Source organism: Vibrio sp. McD22-P3 (assembly GCF_021568915.1).
In the GTDB taxonomy this organism is placed as follows: domain Bacteria; phylum Pseudomonadota; class Gammaproteobacteria; order Enterobacterales; family Vibrionaceae; genus Vibrio; species Vibrio mediterranei.
The window spans coordinates 109560-130981 of sequence record NZ_JAKGTN010000012.1 but is presented as its reverse complement, the minus strand read 5'-3'; the positions used below and the strand labels follow the sequence as shown (position 1 = coordinate 130981).

Genomic DNA, 21422 nt, shown 5'->3' with positions numbered 1-21422 from the left:
CGTACAAGACACTTGTATTCAAACGGCTTGATGCTTAGCATTAAGCCGTTTTGTTTTTAAAGGACGAACTATGTTTTGGCGTGATGGAAATCAAGTCGACCATGTTTCAGTTACGGACAGAAGTTTTCAATATGGTGACGGTTGCTTTACAACGATTCTGACTAAGTCAGGCAAACTGCAGTTGTGGGATCAGCATGTGAAGCGAATGGAACGGGCTCTACTGCGTCTGAAGATGGCACCCGTAGATTGGCAGCAGATGAAGGTTGAACTTGAGCGAGTTGTGTCACGCAAAGCACTGGCCGGCATCAAAATACATGTAAGCCGTGGTGAAGGAGGGCGAGGTTATAGCCCTAGTGTAAATCGAGGCCCCTTGATTACTCTAAGTCAGTTCGATTTCCCTGTTGGTTATAGCGAATTACGTCAGGTCGGTCTTGAACTGTCACTTTGCGATATCGTATTGGGGTTAAACCCGTTGCTGGCGGGATTAAAGCATAACAATCGTCTGGAGCAAATCCTTGCAAAGGAAGAAGTTGAACGTAGTGGCCGTCTCGACGGAATCGTATTGGATATTAACGGTAACGTAATCGAAACCACGATGGCGAATATCTTTTGGTTTAGGGATGGTGTGCTTCACACGCCAAGTCTTGATATGGCCGGAGTAGAAGGTGTTATGCGTGAAGAAGTTTTACGAGTTGCAAATCAAGACGAGCTACCAATCTTAATCGACTCGTTTAAGCTCAACACATTGATGTCCGCAGATGAGATATTCGTTAGCAATTGTATTTTAGGGGTTGCACCCGTAACCAAAATTCAGGATGCTCAATTCCCTATTGGAAATATGACAAGACGTATTCAGGAGAAGTTAGGTCAGTGATAAAGAAGTTTTTGTTTGCAGTGGTTGTGTTAGGAGCAATTGCTTTAGGTGGCTTTTTATATATTAAACAGAGTGTAAACGAATTTATTGCTCAGCCGTTGAATATTGAACAACCACATCTTGTTACCGTGGAGCGTGGTAATAATCTCAATACGGTCATCTCAACATTTGTAGACGACCAGTGGATTAAGCCTACTCAGTTTGCATCTCTTGTTCGTCGTTTTCACCCGAACTTGACTCAAATAAAAGTGGGTACCTTCGAAGTCCTACCTGGGATGACTTTTGAGCAAGCACTCAACGCGATCATTGATGGCAAAGAATATCAACTCGCTATCACTTTTATCGAAGGGTCTACTTTCAAAGAGTGGCGAGAGCAGTTCAAACAAGCAGAATATCTTGAGCATAAGACTGATACGTTAACAGAAGCTGAAATTGCGCAGCAATTGGGTATTGAACGTGAAAAGCTAGAAGGGCTTTTTCTCGCTGAGACCTATCATTATTCTGTTGGTGATAGCGATTTAGACATCTTGAAGCGTGCTCATCGAAAGCTGAGTGTTATCCTAGAGCAGAGTTGGGACGCTCGACAAGAAAAATTACCCCTAAAGAATAGCTATGAGGCGCTAATACTCGCTTCAATCATTGAAAAAGAAACGTCGGTACCATCAGAAAGAGAGCGAGTGGCGTCCGTCTTCGTGAATCGACTCAATAAGCGTATGCGACTTCAAACCGATCCTACCGTTATTTACGGAATGGGCGATCGTTATGATGGCAATATTAGAAAGAAAGACCTCCGAGAAGCAACGCCATATAACACTTACGTCATCAATGGCTTGCCACCTACGCCAATTGCTATGCCAGGCAAAGCGTCTATCTTAGCTGCAGTAAATCCAGAAGATAGTAATTACTTGTACTTTGTTGCGAGCGGTACAGGTGGACATGTATTTTCTAAAAATCTACGAGACCACAATAGAGCGGTCCAACAATACTTAAGACAATTAAGAAGTAAAAAATGAGCCAAGCAAAATTTATCGTTATTGAAGGACTAGAAGGTGCAGGGAAAAGCACTGCGATCAGTACGTTGCGAGCTGAGTTGGATGCAGCTGGCATTCAGGACATCGTTAATACACGCGAACCTGGAGGGACTGTCCTAGCAGAAAAAATGCGAGCCTTGGTCAAAGAAGAACACGAAGGCGAGCCGTTGCAAGACCGCGCTGAGTTACTGTTGATGTATGCATCACGTATTCAGTTGGTTGAGACAGTGATCAAGCCGGCGTTAGCAAAAGGTGCTTGGGTAATTGGTGATAGACATGACATGTCTTCACAAGCATACCAAGGCGGTGGTCGTGAAATTGACCAGGCTGTGATGACTTCCCTAAAGCATATTGCCATTGGTGAATTCAAGCCCGATTTTACTTTGTATCTGGACATCGACCCACGTCTAGGTCTTGAGCGTGCACGTGGACGAGGTGAACTCGACCGAATCGAAAAAATGGACATTAGTTTCTTTGAGCGTACCCGTGAGCGCTATCTTGAAATGGCGAATAATGATGAGTCAGTTGCCATTATTGACGCAAGCCAGAAGATTGAAGACGTACAGCATTCGATCCAGCAAGCTGTGCGTACTTGGTTAGCAAAGCAAAAAGGGTAATCTATGCAAGTCTATCCATGGTTAGTACCAACTTGGTCGAAGCTTAAGGATAACCTTGAACGACAGCACGTGCCCGGAGCGATGTTGATTCAAGCTAAGGTAGGCTTAGCTCCGGAGTCAATGATTGAACGATACGTTGCAGGGTTGATGTGTCAAAACGACAAGTCTGAACCTTGCGGTTTCTGTCATTGTTGCGATCTACTTAAGGCTAGTGGACATCCTGATGTTCACTATGTGCTTCCCGAGAAAGATAAGAAATCATTATCCGTTGAGCAGATACGACAAGCAAACAAGTGGGCATTAGAGTCTTCTCAGTTTGGTCACTATCGAGTTATTGTTATTCCTCAAGCCGATCGTATGAATGCCTCGGCCGCTAATGCGCTGTTAAAAACACTCGAAGAGCCTCCGGCGCAATGTTTATTTATTTTGTCGACTGAGAACACCAAGTTATTGCTGCCAACGATCAGAAGTCGTTGTGAAGTTTGGCATGTTTCATCGCCTTCCGAACAAATGTGTATTGACTGGGTTAGCCAAGAGATAGGAAAGTCCGTTCCTCGTCATTCGGCACTACTTTGCCATTTTGAACCTATTTCGACGCGTCAGTTTGTAGAGTCGGGACAAGACAAAGAGTATCAAGCGTTAATTGGAGCCTTCATCGGTTTTATTCGTAGTGATGGTTTAGATACGAATGAATTTATTACAACGTTAACGAAGAATAGTAGCGAGCTTTCTACCCAGCTCAATTGGTTATGGTTACTTCTTAGCTGTGCTCAAAAATCTTCCTTAGGTATTGATATTCAGACCTCTTTACCTGAAGCGAGTCAAATTGCTGAAGTGTACAGTTACGAAAGCCTATATACGCATGCTCAGTCGCTGCAGGCGCTGAGTGAGCAATTACGTTCCTTCCCTGGCCTTAACATTGAATTACTCGTGGCTGATTGGCTTTATGGGTTGAACTAAGTCTAGAATTGGTCATTGCGTTATATTACTTTGAACGGCGTTGGCTAATGCGAAAGCTTGTTAATCATTATCAAATTTAAGTTAGAAAATTATGTTTGTAGATTCCCACTGCCACCTAGACAAACTCGACTATAACGATGTCCATTTGGACATTCAAGATGTTATTCAGAAAGCGAAAGCAGCGAATGTCGAGAAGTTGTTATCAGTTGGTGTGACATTAGGTTCCTTTCCAAAGATGTTGGAGTTAATCGAACCGTATTCAGAGGTTATGGCGTCATGTGGCGTCCATCCATTAGACGTTGAGAGTGACTTTTCTCTTGAGCTGTTTAAGCAATATGCCTCACATAACCGAGTGGTGGCTATTGGTGAAACAGGGCTGGATTACCACTATCAACCGGAAACAGCCGCCCTTCAGAAAACCCGATTTGAGCAACAGGTCGAGGTAGCGGTTGAGGTTAATAAGCCTCTGATTATTCATACTAGAAACGCACGTGAAGACACTTTAGCTATTCTGAAAAATGGTTCAGCTGACAAGTGTGGTGGTGTCATACATTGTTTTACAGAAGATTTGCCATTTGCTCAAGCAGCGATGGAGTTAGGCTTCTACATCTCTATCTCTGGAATTGTCACTTTTAGACAAGCCAAAGAGCTTAAAGAGGTGGTAAAACAGCTACCTTTAGAGCGATTACTTATTGAAACGGATTCGCCTTACCTAGCTCCAGTTCCTCATCGAGGGAAAGAGAATCATCCGGCTTATGTAGTTGAAGTTGCAGCATACATAGCACAGTTAAAAGGGGTTTCACTTAAAGAAGTCGGTGAAAAAACAACCCAAAACTACCACAATCTATTTTTGCGATAAAAAATAAGTTTACCACTAAGAATGATTAAAAAAGGCGCACATTGCGTCTTTTTTGTTTTCTAAAATTGAAAAAGTCAAAAAAAGTTAATGTTCACCAAATCTGTTGAGGAAAAAGTAGTGAGGCTGCACAAACTGTAATTATGTTACGTAAAATAACTTAGGAGTGTATTTTATTCACTGCGTAAAATTAATTGATGACAATATTAATATTAATAAAAACAATGACTTATTTTAATTGTAAAGCATTACATTTTGGCCGATGAACTGTGATCCAAACGTAGTTTTGAAACTAAATTTCGTAAGTGTGTAGAAACCATGAGGAGCATCAATATATATTTAGAGGCAGAAAATATAATTCAATTCGTGGTTACATTTTCTATGGGTGCTAACATTTAAGGCTACGGGGGTGTGCCGTTAGAGCCCATAAACTAATAACTTTATCAGGAGCATAAACATGTTTAAGAACCTTTTTGCTAACCTGCAAAAAGTTGGTAAGTCTCTGATGCTACCAGTGTCAGTACTACCAGTTGCAGGTATTCTACTTGGGGTAGGTGCTGCCAACCTTGGCTTCATCCCAGATGTTGTTTCTAATCTAATGGAACAAGCTGGTGGTTCAGTATTCGGCCAAATGGCTCTTCTATTCGCTGTGGGTGTTGCATTAGGCTTCACTAATAACGATGGTGTTGCAGGTCTTGCTGCAATCGTTGGTTACGGCATCATGACTGCTACGTTAAGCGTTATGGCTGGCGTAATGGGTGTTGAAAAAATCGATACAGGTGTACTAGGTGGTATCCTTGTCGGTGGTGTGGCTGCTTGGGCATTCAACCGTTTCTTCAAAATTCAGCTTCCAGAATACCTTGGCTTCTTCGCTGGTAAGCGTGCTGTGCCAATCATCACTGGTTTCACTGCAATTGCACTAGGTATCGTACTGTCTATCGTATGGCCACCAATCGGTTCTGCAATCGGTGCATTCTCTCACTGGGCTGCTGAGCAAAACCCACAACTAGCATTTGGTATCTACGGTGTTGTTGAGCGTTCTCTAATTCCATTCGGTCTACACCACGTTTGGAACGTACCATTCTTCTTCGAAGCAGGTACTTGTGTAAACGCAGCGGGCGAAACTCAAAACGGCGTACTAACTTGTTACCTAGTTGCAGACGAAGCATCTCGTGCTGCTGGTAATGGCTTCGGTCAGCTAGCGGGTGGTTACATGTTCAAGATGTTCGGTCTACCAGCTGCTGCAATCGCTATTGCACACTGTGCTAAACCTGAGAACCGCGCAAAAGTTATGGGTATCATGGCTTCTGCAGCACTAACATCGTTCCTAACAGGTATTACTGAGCCAATCGAATTCTCATTCCTATTCGTTGCTCCAGTACTATATGCAATCCACGCTCTACTAGCTGGCTCTGCATACGTTGTTGCTAACACTCTAGGCTTTGTGCATGGTACTTCATTCTCACACGGTCTAATCGACTTCCTAGTTCTTTCTGGCCACGCTCAGAAGATGGGTCTGATGATTGGTGTTGGTCTAGTTTACGCGGCAATCTACTACTTTGTATTCCGTACCGTTATCACTGCAATGGACCTTAAGACTCCAGGTCGTGAAGACGAGTCTGAAGATGCAACTGCAGCAGTTTCTGGTAACGAAATGGCTGGTGAACTAGTTGCGGCATTCGGTGGTAAAGCTAACATCACAGGCTTAGACGCATGTATTACTCGTCTACGTGTAGCGGTAGCTGACACTGAAATCGTCGACCAAGACAAGCTTAAGCAACTTGGTGCAGCAGGTGTGGTTGTAGTATCTGGTGGTGTTCAAGCTATCTTCGGTACTAAGTCAGATAACCTGAAAACAGATATGGACGAGTGGATTCGTAACCACGGCTAATCAACACGTTCAATAACAATTGAAAAGGGAAGCATTTGCTTCCCTTTTTTTTTGATCGTATGGAGTGGAAATTCTTGCTCTCTGTTTTCCTCGTCATGACATTCGGACAACTTGCCTCTCTAGAATGCCGTTATTCCAACTTACATGCCAGAAGACACAAGCTCTCAGTTAAACAGAAGAGCAGGCATGATCAATCAGAGAGCAAACCTATGAAAATTAAATTTCCTTTGGTAGTGGTATTCGCCATGGCTACCATTTCGTCATTCGCAACATTTGCAAGCAACACTGCTGGCGGCGAAGAGCAATGGCAAATTGTTGAAGAAAACCAAACTGCGGCTCCTGCGGCAAGTAAGCCTGCACAAAGCAGTCAAAAATCTAACCAGCCTAGAAGCTCATCTCGCAGTAGCGGCGGGAACTCGGGCTTCAAAATTGGGATGGGGTTTGACCAAGGATTAAGTATTGTTGGTCAAATCAATAATACCGTTAACTTTGCCGTAGGTAACGATGGCGTTGCTGCTGACTATATCTTTAGTCGTGGACAATTTGGTGGAGACGTACCTTTTAGCTGGTTTGCTGGCGTCGGTGGTCAAATTCAACGTTCTGATAAGTTTGGACCGCGCGTGGCACTTGGCGTAGAGCTCCCTTTTGCACGGAGTTGGGACGCTTACGCTCAATTAACTCCAAATCTGATGTTTGATAATAGTGATTTGAAGTTAGGTATTGGGGCGGGTATCGGTGTTAGATACAGCTTCTAAATTGAACATAAAAAAATGCCAGCATTTAGATGCTGGCATTTTTGTTTAAAAAGAAATTTTGGGTTATTTATCCATGGCTTTCTTAATGCAGTAGGATGCACCACCCCATGTGATACCAAGCCCTAAAACCATCATAAAGATTGCGCTGACTGTCATACTAAGCCTCTTTCTTACTGGTTAAATTAATCACAATTCCGACCACAACGAGTAGCCCCATAAGTCCCCATCCTAACAAAAGCAGATCCGATTGGTCGTAACCACCGTAGCCTTCGGTAAAGAGAGTCTTAAACTTCGTGGCGACGATAATTGCTAGGATGACAGGAGTAATGAATCGAAGACATACGTCGAACCAAGTACCAATAGTGAAGTCAGATATTTGATTGACATAGTCTCGTACATCAGCAATTTTCAGCAACCAAGCCATAAGGATAATTTCGATTAGGCAGCTTGCTACGATACCAACGTTATTTGCGAAATGGTCGACAAGGTCAAGCAGTAGTAGACCTCCATTAGTGGCGAAGGCCATAGAGATAACTAAGCCTGCACCACAGATAACGCTTGCCGCTTTATTTCTACGCCACTTTAGCTTGTCGATGACGGCAGATGTCACTGCTTCCATAATAGAAATGTGTGAGCTTAAACCTGCAATGACAAGTGCAAAGAAGAAAAGTGGCCCTAGGATATATGGAGCTGGTAGTAAGTTAATCGCTGCTGGTAAAGTTACAAATGCAAGACCAACCCCTGCGGTAACGACTTCAGTCAAAGGTTTACCTTGTTCTTGCGCCATATAGCCTAAAACAGAGAAAATCATGATACCTGCTAGGATTGAGAAGCCGCAGTTAATAAGGACGGTCATAAACGCATTATTGGTGATATCTGACTTCTCGGGTAAGTAACTGGAGTAGGCGAGCATGATGGCAAAGCCAATGCTCAACGTGAAGAAGATCTGCCCATAGGCGGCTGCCCAAACTTTTACATCCCAAATCTTGCTGAAGTCAGGTTCAAACATATAGTTGACGCCATCCAGTGCGCCTGGAAGGAAAATCATACGACCAATCAGCAGTAATACCATGACAAACAGTACTGGCATCATGATTTTCGCTGCGCGCTCAATACCAGATTTAACGCCTCCTGCAATTGCCGCATATGTAATGGCCCAAGCGATAAGCATCGACCCTGCTATTTTCCATTGAATATCACCAAGGTTACTCGGAGAGTTGTCACCAAGCTGCAAGTATTCACTGAAGAAAAATGCATTGGTATCGGTTCCCCAACTCTGCGTGAAAGACATACCGAAGTATGAAATAGCCCATCCAATAACCGCCACATAGTAAACGGCGATGGTCGCGGCGACACCCACCTGAAACCAACCTAGCCATTCAAACTTGCTGTTGATTTTAGCCAAGGTTGCTGGCGCAGAGCCGCGATACTTTTGACCCATACTGAACTCTAAGATCATAAAGGGGATACCGGCGGTAATCATGGCGAACAAATAGGGAATAAAGAACGCGCCACCGCCATTTTCATAAGCCATATAAGGGAAACGCCAGATATTACCAAGCCCAATGGCTGAACCTACCGCTGCAAGTATGAATCCCGCTCGAGATCCCCACTGTTCACGTTTCATAATTAACTCCTTTTAGTGAATCTTCTACATGGCATCATCTATACTCAAATCCAAATATTATTCTGGAATGTAAGTTTCTGCTTATTGATAAATGTTCAAATAATATATTTTATAAATCGGTTGTTATTTTGAATATTATTCTACAAACGTTGATTGAAATAGATGAAGCGACTGGTTTTTGTGCTTTTCAATGTTTTTTATTGAAACATTTAGCTACAAATTAAAATTAGAGTAACGTCGTTATTGCTTGATCGCAATAGATTTCACTGTGCGGGGTTGATTGGTCTATTAGTGATTAATGCTGATATATATTTTTTTGCTGGCTTTATATGTTGAGGTGTTGGAGATGTCACTCTCTCTACTTCTTTTTACTTCAATAAAATTTAGTGAAATATTCTTAAAAATTTCCTGTGATTTTATCTAGCTATATATCGCGATGTAGCATAATAGTTCACATAATGTATCAAGGGTGTTAATAAATGAGTTAAAATCTGAAACTGATGCCAAAGTTGGTTTGAAACTGATTCATCCAATTGGTTTTAAAGCCGATAAGACAGCTTTGATCTTCTGTCGGCAAGTTACAAATAGATATAGTTTCGTTGCTCACTACGGTGCCTTGCCAGCGAATCTGCCCGTTTAAAGCGAGGTTTTTGGTTAGATGGTACTCCATTCCACCAAATATACTTGCCGCAAATCCGGTGTGTGACTTAGTCCACTCCCCAGAAGTATGAGAGGCACCAAGTCCTGCTCCTATGTATGTAGAGGTTTGATCGTTAACTCGATATTCGGCGCTACTTTGAAACTGGAGGTATTGAATTCGAGAGTCCAAGTTCAAGGTATCTAATGAAGAGTCTTGTTGAGAGTAAAATACGCCCATTCGTCCATTGCGAAACGGAAACTCAATTGCTAATGCTGCATTTGCCGATGGAGAAATATCATAACTCTCACCATTGCCGTTTTCGGCAGCACCTCCCATCGAGTAGCCAATAAACGGTGTCACAATGACATTGGCACAACTGGAAAAGCTTAAGAGTGTTGTGGCAAGGGGGAGCAGTAAGAACCTGTATGTCATTTTTGCATTCCTATAAATAAGAACTGATTGGCTACAATTCACGTCTGGGATGTACTAGTTTTAATTATAGTGTGACATTAACGTCATAAATTTGAAGTGGTTACCTGTATATTGTAATTGTATGTCACAATAGTAATTAAAATGTTACAACTGGAGGTGTTATGGAATACGATCTTAAACTAGCTCTGACGATCACGACGGTTGCGTTCAGCACCATTGTTACGTTTGGACTTATCGCGATCCTAACTGCATAAGATTTATATGGCGAATCTTGGGTTAATTACCAATACCCGAACCGTCATAGATGATGCTCAGTTACAAAAATATATTGGCGGTAAAACGGCGTTAGTTGCACAGGGAGGAGGCCAGCGAGGTATCTTCACATCTGGTGTGCTAGACGCCTTTTTGTTGTCTAATTTTGACCCATTTGATGAGTTTTATGGGACTTCAGCTGGCGCTTTGAACATTTGCGCTTACCTTTCTAGACAAGCCGGCCTCGGCAAGTCTTTTATTCTCGACCTCACCACTGATCCACAGTTTTTTAATCTGTTTAGCTTTATTCGTCGCAAACAGTATCTCAACTTAGAATGGGCGCTCGACAGAATTTGTGAGTATCCGTATAAGTTAGATATCGACATGGGGCGAAGGGTCATTGGTCAGCGAAGAGCATTCGCAGCGGTCACCGATGTTTCGACTCTCAAAGATCACTATTTCCCAATGTTGCAAGATAATTGGTATCAAGTGCTGATGGCCACAAGTGCGATTCCCAATTTATTTGAGGGTTCGGTAACATTGAATCAACAAGCATTCATCGATGGAGGGGTGTCTGCGTCAATACCCGTTCAAGAAGCGTGGCGACAAGAGAACCGCACGATCGTCGTAATTCGAACAGAAGAGTGTGGAGGTGAAGATACTCCAGTGGTGGATGATCAACCCGTTGCCACCGAACCACCAACTTGGTTCAGGGAGTCACTTAACGGCTTACAGCTACAGTGGCAAGAAAAAATACAAAGTTGGTCTAATGATTGGAATGGCTTCTTTGATAACCAAATATTAAAAGCTCAGGAAAGTAAGCATGCACAACATCTCAACCTAATTAACGGTGGTCGATGGCTGTTCGGCGCTGCAGATATTTACCGTCTCAGTCATTTATTCGGAGAAAAGTTTGATTCTGGGTTAGCCGATATGCTCATGGTGCATTACCAAACATATGCGTTAACTCAAGAGTTCTTGAAAACCCCTCCTGATGACTGCTTCGTACTACAAATTGCTCCAGAAGTTGCTTTAAAAACCGCTTCTTTAATGAGTGATCCTGAGGATATTCTACATGACTATCAACTTGGGCTTGATGCTGGATTCCGTTTTGTCGAGCGTTATAATCTTGCAAGTATCACTCAAGTAAACGCTTCAGAAACGTCTGACCTTTGGCTGCCATCTCAAACAGGTTAGTTATTGTTCGTCGTGAAAAAAGCGCTGATATTGTTAACAGCTCTTTAATCATCTATTGATTGTTTTTTATACGTCAGATTTTATTGATGCCTTTGCCAATCAATGTCGTATGGTGATTTGAGCCCCAAAGATTCATCTATATGCGTGATATTTGTCACGGCAATCCATTAAACTGCTTCACAATTACTTCGCAAAGTAAAAAAATTAATAGGTTGTTGTTTTTTGGAGTGCAAAATGTACATGGCTCAACCCGGGCACATTGATCATATCAAGCAGATCAATGCTGGTCGTGTGTATAAACTGATAGACCAATTTGGGCCTATTTCGCGAATCGATTTATCAAAACTCAGTAGTTTGGCTCCGGCTAGTATTACTAAAATCACTCGTGAACTTATTGATGCACACCTAATACACGAAACCACCGTTCAGGAGGCGACCAGTCGAGGTCGTCCAGCTGTTGGATTGCAAACCAACAATCAAGGTTGGCAGTTCCTTTCCATGCGGTTGGGGCGAGGCTACCTATCTATTGCGTTGCACGAGCTTGGCGGCGACGTTCTTATCGATACCAAAATAGAAATTCATGAAGTGGATCAGGAAGATGTACTTGCGAGACTGCTTTATGAAATTGATGACTTCTTTGAAAGTTACAATGAGCAACTCGATCGTGTTACCAGTATTGCGTTGACGTTGCCCGGTTTGGTGAATTCCGATCAAGGCATTGTGTTGCAAATGCCCCATTACAATGTAAAGAACTTAAACATTGGTGAGGAAATTTTTAAAGCAACAGGATTGCCTGTTTTCGTAGCGAATGATACTCGGGCGTGGGCATTGGCGGAAAACCTCTTTGGGCACTCTCAAGATTGCGATAACTCAGTGTTAATCTCAATTCACCACGGGCTAGGTGCCGGAATCATATTAGATGGTCGTGTATTACAAGGTCGTCACGGTAATATCGGTGAGTTAGGGCATATCCAGATCGATCGCAACGGCGCACCTTGTCACTGTGGCAACAGAGGCTGCCTTGAAACTGTTGCTAGTTCACAAGCTATCAGGGATGAAGTCTCTAAGAGATTAGCGAAAGGCGAAGCGTCGGTTCTTTCTGAATGCGAAGACATTACAGTCGAAGCTATTTGTGAAGCGGCGGCGAATGGTGACGCTCTAGCGATCGGGGTGATAGAGAAACTAGGTGAACATTTAGGTTCTGCAATTGCTATTGTCATCAACCTTTTCAATCCTGAAAAGGTATTGATTGGTGGCGTTATCAATCAAGCGAAATCGATTTTATATCCCGCCATTGAGCGTTGTATCGCAGAGCAAAGCCTCCCTGTTTATACTCAAGATCTACAACTTGTGGAGTCTCGTTTTTATAAACAAGCAACAATGCCGGGAGCCGCTTTGGTGAAACAAGCACTATATGATGGCTTGCTGCTGATGAAAGTGATTGAAGGATAAGGCTTTTCACCATTTTTGTAGACGGTCATACTTTTCTATACAAAGTCAGTAAACTTCTTGTGCTTCCTGCCGATTACATGAGATAAGAGTTTTAGTTCGTGTTTTGCCAAGGAAGCCTCATGTCGAGCGTTTTAAGTTCAGTAGATCAGCGTACCCAGTTAGTGGGAGAAAATAGATTAGAGCTGTTAATGTTTACGCTTAACAGCCGTCAAACTTTCGCTATCAACGTATTCAAAGTAAAGGAAGTGCTAAAGCTTCCTGCATTAACTCAACTTCCAGGCTCTCATTCTAGTATTCGCGGTGTGGCTTCTCTGCGTGGTGAGTCCGTTCCGGTGATTGATTTACGTCGCGCTATCGGTTTTCCACCAGCTAAAGACGATGGTGACCAAAACCTGATTATCACTGAGTACAATCGATCTGTTCAGGGCTTTTTAGTTGGTGAAGTGAAGAATATTGTTAATACTGCTTGGACAGAGATTCAACCTCCGCCTCGTACAGTCGGTCGTGCAAACTACTTAACTGCGATCACTAAGGTTGAAGAGAATCAGCAAGTCAATCTAGTTGAAATCATTGATGTTGAAAAAGTACTAGCAGAGATCATCGACTACGATGTGTCGATTTCTGAGCATACCCTTGACCGCAGCTTATTACCTCACTTGTCAGGTAAAAAAATTCTTATCGTTGATGACTCTTCCACGGCTCGTAATCAAGTGAAAGGCACATTGGATCAGCTTGGCGTCGAGATCATTGAGTGCTTCGATGGCGCGATGGCTTTCAACCTTCTCAAGCAATGGTGTGATGAGGGGATTGATGTATGTAATGAACTGTTGATGATGATTACAGATGCAGAAATGCCGGAAATGGACGGCTACAAACTAACGCATGAAGTTAGAAGTGATCCTAGAATGCGAGATTTGTTTATTACTTTGAATACCTCGCTCAGTGGTAGCTTTAATGATGCGATGGTAGAGAAAGTCGGTTGTGACCGTTTTATTTCTAAGTTTCAACCTGATTTACTGGTTGAAGTTGTGCAAGACCGTATGCGAGAGACATTGTAATTGTTTCGCATCGCAAAATAAATTACGCTGTACGTTAAAAATAAGCTATAATTTGGTTGTATTATGGTCAAAAGCCATAAGAGTCATAAATAAATTTTAACTACCAGCTAAAGGTTGTTCCATCAGAATGATTTGGTTAACTTCTAAGGTCTTAATGACGTTAAGTTTACTCATTTTCAAGGAATGGAAGAAAAGACGTACGGAAGCGGCAGTCGAAGCGGATCTATGATTCAATATGATTTAAAACGGGAGCAATAGCTCCCGTTTTTTCGTTTTATGATTTGCAATCAGTGGAACTCTCTTGACTGTATCTTAAGATCAGAAAGTTGCTCGGTCATATCGATCAAGCGTCCAGCTATTACGTGGATGACTTGCCCCTCACGTTCTAAAATCCCTTTCACCTTAAGGATTTTAGCGGTGAGGTACTGTTTTTTCTGAGCTCTTGCGGTGGCTTGCCAAACAACAACATTAATATTGCCGGTATCATCTTCGAGTGTAAAAAAGGTCACGCCTGCTGCGGTGCCTGGTGACTGTTTTCCAGTGACAGTACCCACTACGGTGACCAAAGACTTGTGTGGCTTCAAAGTAAGGTCCCGCATACGAGTAAAGCGTCCTAACTTGCCAGCTTGGTCCAAGAGGGTGATGGGATGTTGATTGAGGGACACGTTCATTGCAGAGAAATCCTCTAACATATCTTCAATTGGCGATGGCTGGTGGGGGAGTGACGAATCATCACTCTTCTCCGCTTTAAACAAGGGTAAATCCTGTAAATTATCCATCATCGCCCATCGTGTAGCGTAACGATGCCCTGATATGGCTTTCAGGGCATTAGCTGAGGCGAGTATTTCTAACTCACGACGATTCAGTCCAAGCTGTTTAATTTGCGTCGCTGTCGTGAAGCCCTCGCGAGGCCTATGTTGTAGCAGGCGTTGCATACTCGATTCACTGAGCCCGTTAACTTGTCTAAAGCCAAGTTGTAGTACTAAGCCTTGTGGTGTCGATCTTAAATAGTGATGGTATTGCGAGTAATTGACGCACACCGGGGCAATAGAAACATGATGCCGTTTAGCGTCTTGGAGCAGTTGTGATGAGCTGTAAAAGCCCATAGGCAGACTATTGAGTAACGCGGTATAAAAAGCATCTGGGTAATAGTGTTTAAGCCAAGCGCTACAATAAGCAAGCACGGCAAAAGAGGCCGAGTGACTTTCCGGAAAGCCATACTCACCGAATCCACATATTTGCTCAAATAGTCGCTCGGCAAATTCGGTCTCATAGCCTTTGGCCTGCATACCTTGAATCAATTTAGAGCGAAACTTAAATAAATCGCCATTTTTCTTCCAAGCTGCCATGGCTCTGCGTAGTTGATCCGCTTCACCGCCAGTGAACCCTGCTGCAACCATCGCAAGCTTGATGACCTGTTCTTGAAAAATAGGCACCCCTAGAGTGCGAGAAAGGACAGATTCGACTTCTTTGGAAGGGTAAGAAATGGCTTCTTCTCCGTTTCTACGTTTCAAAAAGGGATGAACCATATCCCCTTGTATCGGCCCGGGCCTCACAATGGCAATCTGAATGACCAAATCGTAATACGTAGCGGGCTTTAAACGTGGCAACATGCTCATTTGTGCTCGTGATTCGATTTGGAATACGCCAATAGTGTCGGCGCGTTGAATCATGGCATACACATTAGGATCATCTTGTCGACGGGTGATGTCTGCAATGGTCAGTGTTCGACCGTAGTGTTTATTGATCAACTGAAAACATTTGCGGATTGCGGTTAGCATTCCCAAGGCAAGGACATCGACTTTGAGTAGACCAAGACTCTCAAGATCATCCTTATCCCATTGAATGACAGTACGTTCAGCCATAGCAGCATTTTCTACTGGAACCAATTCATAAAGTGGCCCTGATGAAATGACAAATCCACCCACATGTTGCGAGAGGTGCCGTGGAAAACCTGTGATCTCATTGACGAGCTCAATAAACTGCTGGCCTTTCAGAGAATCAGGCTTCAGCCCTAGCTCGACAAGTTGAGCTTGCCAACCTTGTGAGCGATCACGGCGGTTGATGTTCTTGATGAAATAATCGAGTTGAGTGTCGCTAACCCCTAAGGCTTTACCTACATCACGCACAGCACTTTTAAAACGATAAGAGATCACGGTCGCTGCAAGGGCAGCACGCTCTCGTCCATACTTTTGATAGATGTACTGTATTACTTCCTCGCGACGCTCATGTTCAAAATCAACGTCGATATCGGGTGGCTCATTACGTTCTTTACTAATGAAACGCTCAAACAGGACAGAGATTTGTCTTGGATCAACGGCGGTTATTTCTAAGCAGTAACAGACGATAGAGTTCGCCGCTGAACCTCGTCCTTGGTAAAGGATGCCTTGTTGTTTGGCAAACATGACGATGTCATGAATAGTGAGAAAGAAAAACGGATAATCCAGTTCCTCAATCAAGGCTAATTCTTTATTAATGGTTTGTTCCACATGTGAAGGAAGTCCTTCGGGGAATCGCTGTGCTTTACCACGCTCGACTAACTCTCTGAGATACCCCATTGGTGTTTTTCCGTTAGGGATAAGCTCACTAGGATATTCGTAACGAAGTTTGCTGAGCTTAAACTCACATAAGCTTGCAATATATACACTCTCGTTTAACCACTCAGAGCGGTACAGTTTCTCCAATTTAGTTTTGGGTCTTAAGCTTCGCTCGGTATTAACCAGTAAGTGACTGCATACTTTTTCGATAGAGGTATTGAGTTTTATCGCGGTTAATGTGTGTTGCAGCGGAAGCCGAGTTGCGGTGTGCATCAGAACGCCACCACAAGCGGTAATGGGGAGCTGCAAATCAACAGACAGTGTCTCGCAATGTTGTATATAGCGGTGTTCATTGGAGGTTAGGTGACGTTGTAAGCCAATCCAAAGACGTTGGTGGTGATACTGTACCAACCAGCGACCCCATCTCACATCAGACTCTCTGCCTGTCGGTAGCCATAGAATAAGACAATGACGCAATGACATGATGTCCCACTCTGATAGTTGGTAATCACCTTTCTCGCAGCGCCGTCTAGCATTCGTGATAATACGGCAGAGTTCAGCGTAGGCTTCCCGTGTTGGACTAAGTAAAATGAACTGACACTCATCATTGAGCCAAAACATGCTACCGACGATTTGTTTTAGCGATAGACCATGCTGCTTAATGGCGGTATGAGCCCGCACTGCACCTGCGATGGAGCATTCATCCGTAATAGCAATAGCGGAATACTGTAAGAACTCTGCTTGCAATACTAGTTCTTCGGCGTGAGAAGCACCGGTTAAAAACGAAAAGTTGCTTTGGCAAAATAATTCGGCGTATTTCATATCTGTTTTACTTTTCCGGACTAACTGAATAACCCATGAATAAACCACTGCTTATCTTCGGTTCGAAACAACCACAACCATTGTCCTTGTTCGTTACGAGCAACGTAGTAATCACGCTTAATGTCATTACCATCCCACCAACCGCTGATGATTCTCTCTGGCCCTAAAATGACAGAAACACGCTGCTCTAATAGAACTGGCTTAGGGTAGAGCAAGCTAGGGCGGAGCTTTTTGAGTAAGTAGGTATTTACCTCGGCTTTATCATTGGCTGTTGGCGTCATAGGTTGGGTGGCAAATTCAGGTCTTGGATCGTCAGTGAGCTTGAGGGATGTGACCGCTTGTAAGCCAAGCTTGGCTTGTAAGGTCGATATGAGCTCAAGGCTAGTTTGACTTCCTTTCACACCATCAAAGAGATCGTGTTCATTCACCTGAGTTTCTTCAGCTCGAACGATAGAAAGCGTTAAGCCATTTACGGGACCATCAAGCTGGATACTCTCCAAAGTTAACCTAGAAAGTGCTTGCCATTTCGTGGCCAGGTAATCGCCTTGAGCGGAATGAAAAGTCACAGGCTTATCGCCATGATCTCGTTGATGTAACGTGAGCTGTAATTCAAACGCGACCTTGTCACGAAGCTTCAAAAATACCTCTAATTGCTTGAATAACCGCGTCAATGGTTTTTGCAGCCAGTCGATATTTTCAATATCAAACAGCAACTCCAGATATTGGCTAAAGTGCTCTTCAGGGTGGTAAAACTCCACAGGATGCTTAAATTGGCCAGTCAGTCTTCCTACATAGTTGACGAGGTCGATATCAAAACGTTTTGCTACTTCGGGTAAAGGTAGTATTAGTAAATCGTCGATGGTCTGAATGCCGACTCGTTGTAATTTCTCTACTTGTTTATTCGGTAGCTCAGTACATGTTAAGGGGTAGCTCAGGATGGCTTGTTTCAGATGAGTGAGCTGTGGCTCAATCCAGTTTTTACCTTGTTTTGCCATTAACATCGCACTGAAAGGTGACTGGCCTGTAGAGTAAAACGTTTGAACCTCAAGATGGCTAAGGTGTGCGTATAGAGTCGACCAATAATTGTCGATGCCATCATAGAGTGAAAGCATATTAGTTACTTTGATTAACAATCCATTAGGCGGAAATAGGCAAATATCAGAGGTGATCATATACAACCATTGAGCGATATCACTCAACCGATTGGCTTCCATTTCTGGGTCGTATGGGTGTACTTGAAGATCCTGGCAAAGTGCGGCTGCACTGCCAAGCCCCATTCCTAATTTAACACCTTGTTCAAGGGCATACTGGTTGGCTTGAATGACTTCATGGCGGCGACCATCGACGATAGCAACAGCGACATCAGCATCATGGTTGCTGTCTTTATTATGAAATAGAGTGTCGAGTTGCAGAGTCGGGAAATGCAAATATAACCACAGTAACATCGTTGTTCCACTTATCCTTGTTGCTGCATTGGGAAAGGAATCACGGTAGAAGTATGAGGTTTTGTAGAAAGTGTTAACTCAGGCCAATAAGTGCTCATATCAATAACAAAACTGTCTCGAACAAAGCCGCCTTTACGTTTAGTGATAGAGATGGAAAGCCCTGTCTCATGAGGAGTCAAATTCAAACTCAAGGAGACGGGTAGTGAGAATACTTGTGATGTGCTTCCGGATAAGGCTGGCTTAAATAAGAACTGTAAGCAGTGTCCGACTTCACTAGCTACTTGTAAGCGCTTTGCTTGATGGATTTCGAGCCCATCTTGCCATAAACAGACACCACAACATGCGCCACTCTTTAAGCATTGCTCTGCTGCCCAGAGTGCGTGTTTCCCAGATTCAGGATAAATCAGCAAGATCTTGGCAGGATCAATTCCTTGAGCGTATAGGTATTCCGCACATAGATAACCAGGCGGGTTGATGAACACCAGAAGTCGTTCTGTTGTTTGTGCTTGTGCGTAGGGCATCAATAGTCTCAGTTCACCGATACCAAGGGGTGATTGAATATCAATAACACCAGAAGTTGGGAAGCCTCCACCTAAACGACTATCTAGTTCAGCAAACCCTGTTGAATGACACTCAATGAAAGACTCGGCTCTTGCCCCTTTCCAAATCAATTGTTTACTTTGTAATTCGCTAATCAATTCATGCATAATAAATACCTGTATATACGTACAGTATATAATAATTCTTAACGGCTGCAAGCCTTGTATTATCGGGAGGTACACGAATATTAGGAGACAGTTAACATAAACAAAGCGTTAGCCGAATTTAGTGGTAACAAAAAACACGAAAAAAGCAGTGTTCAGACTAGAGCAAATATTTTAATCTCAAAGGAAGATTGCACCATCGTCGGTTCGGATAGGAGAAGTGGTCGTGTTCAAACAAAATGAAAAATACTCGTTGATTGTACAAGGAGGCGGCCAAAAAGGGGCGTTTGCTGCGGGTGTACTTGATAAATTTATCGATGTGAATTTTGACCCATTCTCACTCTATATTGGCACATCGGCAGGGGCATTGAATGTCTCTTCTTTTGTTACTAAGCAACGTGGTCTAGGGCTAGATTTCATTATGAATTACACCACCCGAGACCGATTTTTCGACTTCAATAAGTTCCTACAAAAACAGCAGCCAATGGATTTGGACTGGGCGTTTGAGTTTGTAAACAGTGGTGAATTTCCTTTGGATCTTGCTAAGGGTGAGCAGTACCTTGGTGAGGATAGAATCGCACTCGCTTGTATTACCGATGTTGAAGAGCTTAAAGATTACTACTATCCGATTTTTGCGGAGAATTGGTTTGATGTACTAAGAGCAACCTGTGCCATTCCAATGCTCTATTATCATGACATTGAATTTGATGGTAAAAAATGGGTCGATGGTGGTGTCTCAGCGACTATCCCAGTAGAAGAGTCTTACCGTCGAGGGATAAACAACATGGTGGTCATCAGTACCATTCCGCAGCCGAAACAGCAACATGCGGTGACTGCGTCAGTAAAAGATTCACTAGATAAGTGGAAGAAAGAACTTGAAGCAGGGTTGGATACTCACATTAACCACTTAAAAATCTCTGGCACTAAGGAAAAGTTGTCAGAATTCCATAAGAACTTTTCTGAGAAGTTAGAGAGCATTAAAGCGGATTATCAACGCTTAACAGGACCACGCTTGGAATCATACCGAGAGCAGAACAAACTCAAAGCGGCCGATAAACTTAAGTTATCTAATTGGATCCAAGACAAAGAAAAGCTTAGCCGACTGATCGACATTCAAAACAAGCGTGTACCTTTCAGTCGCAGCGGTACAAGTCATTTGGATATGTTGGTGTCTCACTATGCTAATCATGCGGAAGTGGAGCAGTTTCTGTTATCACCACCGGAGGATGTAAACCTATGGCACATTCAACCGAAACATGAATTATCGTCAAAAGGGTTGCTGAGCCAGAAAGACCAAATAATGGAAGATTATGAGCACGGTTTTGCAATGGCAGGGGAGTTTCTGTCAGAGCATCATAATGTGAGTCGTTGATGCAAATGGTGAATACCCGTCATTCTTAGATCTACTGAGAATGACGGATTCATGGAAAAATATTAGCTAACCACTCGCTTTGGCTGAGCGTCAATGCACTGACCATTAACGTCGGTGACACTAGGGTCCATCAGGTGTAGATACAATGGCATAATATCTTTCGGTGTTTTGAGCGTATTGGCGTCTTCTCCTGGATACGCTTTTTCACGCATACGAGTACGTGTAGCACCAGGATTGATTGCATTGACTCGAATTTCAGTATCACTAAGTTCATCCGCTAAAATTTGCATCATGCCTTCTGTTGCAAACTTAGAAATCGCATAAGTGCCCCAGAAAGCACGACCTGAATGGCCAACGGTAGAGGAAGTGAAGATTACTCGTCCTGCCTCTGCTTTTTTCAGTGCAGGCAGCAAGGCTTGCGTCATCAGAAACTCAGACTTGACGTTAATTTTCATCACGTCGTCGAAGGTCTCTTCGTCAATTTGATCGAAAGGGCTTAATGTGCCCAAGACGCTGGCGTTGTGGAGAATGCCATCGAGTTTTCCAAATTGTCCTTCAATCGTTTCCGCCATATCGATGTAATTCTGCTTAGTTGCACCCTTTAGATCTAACGGGATGATAGCGGGTTGTGGGTAGCCTGCATTCTCAATTTCGTCGTAGAGGTACTCTAAATTCTTAACATTACGACCCAATAAAATGACTGTTGCGCCATGTTCGGCATAACTCAAAGCAGCTTGGCGACCAATGCCGGCACCAGCGCCTGTGACTAGAATAACTTTACCTTTTAGCGCCTCAGGAGCGGTTGAATATTCCACTGAACACTTCCTTAGTTTTGAATAATTCTTGGTAATCGTGACAAGATGGTTACAATACACTAATTCGTCGTACAGGGGATTAACA

The 21422-nt window shown here is 43.2% G+C and carries 19 protein-coding genes; 12 read left to right on the top strand and 7 right to left on the bottom strand.

What is annotated here, in order from left to right; genetic code table 11:
- Window positions 1-70: 70 nt before the first annotated feature.
- The 7 genes from pabC to L2W36_RS15520 all read left to right on the top strand — a co-directional run bounded on the left by pabC (window position 71) and on the right by L2W36_RS15520 (window position 6984).
- Window positions 71-874, top strand: coding sequence for an aminodeoxychorismate lyase (gene pabC, locus L2W36_RS15550; protein ID WP_124940874.1), 804 nt, complete (start codon window positions 71-73; stop codon window positions 872-874).
- Window positions 871-1887, top strand: a complete 1017-nt coding sequence (gene mltG / locus L2W36_RS15545; protein ID WP_198557553.1) for an endolytic transglycosylase MltG — start codon at window positions 871-873, stop codon at window positions 1885-1887. The genes pabC and mltG overlap by 4 nt, the downstream gene beginning before the upstream one ends.
- Window positions 1884-2522: a dTMP kinase gene (tmk, locus tag L2W36_RS15540; RefSeq protein WP_006075087.1), complete on the top strand. Its 639-nt coding sequence runs from the start codon at window positions 1884-1886 to the stop codon at window positions 2520-2522. Before mltG ends, tmk begins: the two co-directional genes overlap by 4 nt.
- 3 nt (window positions 2523-2525) lie before the next feature.
- Window positions 2526-3482 carry a DNA polymerase III subunit delta' gene (holB, locus tag L2W36_RS15535; protein ID WP_096441506.1) on the top strand — a complete coding sequence of 319 codons (957 nt, stop codon included), beginning with the start codon at window positions 2526-2528 and terminating at the stop codon, window positions 3480-3482.
- Window positions 3483-3573: 91 nt separating this feature from the next.
- A complete protein-coding gene (locus tag L2W36_RS15530; RefSeq protein WP_236110512.1) occupies window positions 3574-4341 on the top strand; it encodes a TatD family hydrolase in 768 nt (255 codons plus the stop codon).
- Between the two features lie 454 nt (window positions 4342-4795).
- On the top strand, window positions 4796-6229 hold the full coding sequence (ptsG, locus tag L2W36_RS15525) for a PTS glucose transporter subunit IIBC (protein ID WP_062460377.1): 1434 nt from the start codon (window positions 4796-4798) through the stop codon (window positions 6227-6229).
- Between the two features lie 209 nt (window positions 6230-6438).
- Window positions 6439-6984 (top strand): hypothetical protein, encoded by a 546-nt coding sequence (locus tag L2W36_RS15520; RefSeq protein WP_051868304.1) that lies wholly within the window; start codon window positions 6439-6441, stop codon window positions 6982-6984.
- A 63-nt stretch (window positions 6985-7047) separates the two neighbouring features.
- Here the strand turns inward: L2W36_RS15520 and L2W36_RS15515 are convergent, their stop codons facing one another.
- From L2W36_RS15515 to L2W36_RS15505, 3 genes are all read right to left on the bottom strand, one after another.
- On the bottom strand, window positions 7048-7140 hold the full coding sequence (locus L2W36_RS15515; protein WP_006075081.1) for a MetS family NSS transporter small subunit: 93 nt from the start codon (window positions 7138-7140) through the stop codon (window positions 7048-7050).
- 1 nt (window position 7141) lies between these two features.
- Complete coding sequence (locus tag L2W36_RS15510; protein WP_062460373.1) at window positions 7142-8611, bottom strand: sodium-dependent transporter; 1470 nt, start codon at window positions 8609-8611, stop codon at window positions 7142-7144.
- A 484-nt stretch (window positions 8612-9095) separates the two neighbouring features.
- On the bottom strand, window positions 9096-9683 hold the full coding sequence (locus tag L2W36_RS15505) for an outer membrane protein (protein WP_062460372.1): 588 nt from the start codon (window positions 9681-9683) through the stop codon (window positions 9096-9098).
- A gap of 161 nt (window positions 9684-9844) precedes the next feature.
- On the opposite strand from L2W36_RS15505, the gene cydH reads away from it, so the two are divergent.
- The 4 genes from cydH to L2W36_RS15485 all read left to right on the top strand — a co-directional run bounded on the left by cydH (window position 9845) and on the right by L2W36_RS15485 (window position 13642).
- Window positions 9845-9937: a cytochrome bd-I oxidase subunit CydH gene (cydH, locus tag L2W36_RS15500; protein WP_236110511.1), complete on the top strand. Its 93-nt coding sequence runs from the start codon at window positions 9845-9847 to the stop codon at window positions 9935-9937.
- Between the two features lie 7 nt (window positions 9938-9944).
- The gene (locus tag L2W36_RS15495; protein ID WP_062460370.1) at window positions 9945-11132 is read left to right on the top strand and encodes a patatin-like phospholipase family protein; all 1188 of its coding nucleotides are present in this window, start codon (window positions 9945-9947) and stop codon (window positions 11130-11132) included.
- Between the two features lie 234 nt (window positions 11133-11366).
- Entirely contained in the window at window positions 11367-12584 is a 1218-nt protein-coding gene (mlc, locus tag L2W36_RS15490; RefSeq protein ID WP_006075076.1) for a sugar metabolism global transcriptional regulator Mlc, read from the top strand.
- Window positions 12585-12703: 119 nt separating this feature from the next.
- Window positions 12704-13642: a chemotaxis protein CheV gene (locus L2W36_RS15485; protein WP_006075075.1), complete on the top strand. Its 939-nt coding sequence runs from the start codon at window positions 12704-12706 to the stop codon at window positions 13640-13642.
- Window positions 13643-13929: 287 nt separating this feature from the next.
- On the opposite strand, the gene L2W36_RS15480 is transcribed toward L2W36_RS15485, so the two are convergent.
- From L2W36_RS15480 to imuA, 3 genes are read right to left on the bottom strand one after another with little or no spacing between them, the layout of a single operon-like run.
- On the bottom strand, window positions 13930-17001 hold the full coding sequence (locus L2W36_RS15480; RefSeq protein WP_006075074.1) for an error-prone DNA polymerase: 3072 nt from the start codon (window positions 16999-17001) through the stop codon (window positions 13930-13932).
- 20 nt (window positions 17002-17021) lie between these two features.
- Window positions 17022-18446: a Y-family DNA polymerase gene (locus L2W36_RS15475; RefSeq protein WP_236110510.1), complete on the bottom strand. Its 1425-nt coding sequence runs from the start codon at window positions 18444-18446 to the stop codon at window positions 17022-17024.
- 11 nt (window positions 18447-18457) lie between these two features.
- Entirely contained in the window at window positions 18458-19153 is a 696-nt protein-coding gene (gene imuA / locus L2W36_RS15470; protein ID WP_236110509.1) for a translesion DNA synthesis-associated protein ImuA, read from the bottom strand.
- A 223-nt stretch (window positions 19154-19376) separates the two neighbouring features.
- On the opposite strand from imuA, the gene L2W36_RS15465 reads away from it, so the two are divergent.
- Entirely contained in the window at window positions 19377-20522 is a 1146-nt protein-coding gene (locus L2W36_RS15465; protein WP_006075071.1) for a patatin-like phospholipase family protein, read from the top strand.
- Window positions 20523-20584: 62 nt separating this feature from the next.
- Here the strand turns inward: L2W36_RS15465 and L2W36_RS15460 are convergent, their stop codons facing one another.
- Window positions 20585-21337, bottom strand: a complete 753-nt coding sequence (locus tag L2W36_RS15460) for a YciK family oxidoreductase (protein WP_006075070.1) — start codon at window positions 21335-21337, stop codon at window positions 20585-20587.
- Window positions 21338-21422: the final 85 nt, after the last annotated feature.

What these genes read in the sequence shown, in the direction of transcription:
- pabC (WP_124940874.1), top strand. Translation starts at nt 71, where the DNA reads ATGTTTTGGCGTGATGGAAATCAAGTCGACCATGTTTCAGTTACGGAC.
- tmk (WP_006075087.1), top strand. Translation starts at nt 1,884, where the DNA reads ATGAGCCAAGCAAAATTTATCGTTATTGAAGGACTAGAAGGTGCAGGG.
- holB (WP_096441506.1), top strand. Translation starts at nt 2,526, where the DNA reads ATGCAAGTCTATCCATGGTTAGTACCAACTTGGTCGAAGCTTAAGGAT.
- L2W36_RS15530 (WP_236110512.1), top strand. Translation starts at nt 3,574, where the DNA reads ATGTTTGTAGATTCCCACTGCCACCTAGACAAACTCGACTATAACGAT.
- ptsG (WP_062460377.1), top strand. Translation starts at nt 4,796, where the DNA reads ATGTTTAAGAACCTTTTTGCTAACCTGCAAAAAGTTGGTAAGTCTCTG.
- L2W36_RS15520 (WP_051868304.1), top strand. Translation starts at nt 6,439, where the DNA reads ATGAAAATTAAATTTCCTTTGGTAGTGGTATTCGCCATGGCTACCATT.
- L2W36_RS15515 (WP_006075081.1), bottom strand. Translation starts at nt 7,140, where the DNA reads ATGACAGTCAGCGCAATCTTTATGATGGTTTTAGGGCTTGGTATCACA.
- L2W36_RS15510 (WP_062460373.1), bottom strand. Translation starts at nt 8,611, where the DNA reads ATGAAACGTGAACAGTGGGGATCTCGAGCGGGATTCATACTTGCAGCG.
- L2W36_RS15505 (WP_062460372.1), bottom strand. Translation starts at nt 9,683, where the DNA reads ATGACATACAGGTTCTTACTGCTCCCCCTTGCCACAACACTCTTAAGC.
- cydH (WP_236110511.1), top strand. Translation starts at nt 9,845, where the DNA reads ATGGAATACGATCTTAAACTAGCTCTGACGATCACGACGGTTGCGTTC.
- L2W36_RS15495 (WP_062460370.1), top strand. Translation starts at nt 9,945, where the DNA reads ATGGCGAATCTTGGGTTAATTACCAATACCCGAACCGTCATAGATGAT.
- mlc (WP_006075076.1), top strand. Translation starts at nt 11,367, where the DNA reads ATGTACATGGCTCAACCCGGGCACATTGATCATATCAAGCAGATCAAT.
- L2W36_RS15485 (WP_006075075.1), top strand. Translation starts at nt 12,704, where the DNA reads ATGTCGAGCGTTTTAAGTTCAGTAGATCAGCGTACCCAGTTAGTGGGA.
- L2W36_RS15480 (WP_006075074.1), bottom strand. Translation starts at nt 17,001, where the DNA reads ATGAAATACGCCGAATTATTTTGCCAAAGCAACTTTTCGTTTTTAACC.
- L2W36_RS15475 (WP_236110510.1), bottom strand. Translation starts at nt 18,446, where the DNA reads ATGTTACTGTGGTTATATTTGCATTTCCCGACTCTGCAACTCGACACT.
- imuA (WP_236110509.1), bottom strand. Translation starts at nt 19,153, where the DNA reads ATGCATGAATTGATTAGCGAATTACAAAGTAAACAATTGATTTGGAAA.